This is a genomic window from Caballeronia sp. ATUFL_F1_KS39 (assembly GCF_023630985.1).
GTDB lineage: Bacteria > Pseudomonadota > Gammaproteobacteria > Burkholderiales > Burkholderiaceae > Caballeronia > Caballeronia zhejiangensis.
The window spans coordinates 1-240 of sequence record NZ_JALQDZ010000138.1 but is presented as its reverse complement, the minus strand read 5'-3'; the positions used below and the strand labels follow the sequence as shown (position 1 = coordinate 240).

Annotated in this window: 1 protein-coding gene; it reads right to left on the bottom strand. The window is 53.3% G+C overall.

Features of this window, described 5'->3' with window-relative positions; translation table 11 throughout:
* On the bottom strand, positions 1–240 hold a 240-nt coding region (locus NCR93_RS31860; RefSeq protein WP_250532492.1), incomplete at both ends, for a hypothetical protein.

Here is a 240-nt window from a genome sequence, read left to right as displayed (position 1 = left end):
GACCACGACCAACCTCCTGGCGGCGTGAGATCGTATTGTCGCTGTGTTTGAGTGCACAGATCACAAACACGTTTGGATTGTCCCAACCTTCACGTAGCGCCGAGTGAGAGAAGATAAACCTTACTGGTTCAGCGAATGACAACAAGCGTTCTTTGTCTTTCAGGATCAGATCATAGGCATCCACATCATCAGACTGCCCCGCATTTTCACCCCGCGCCGCCACAGTCGGGTCGGTGAGCC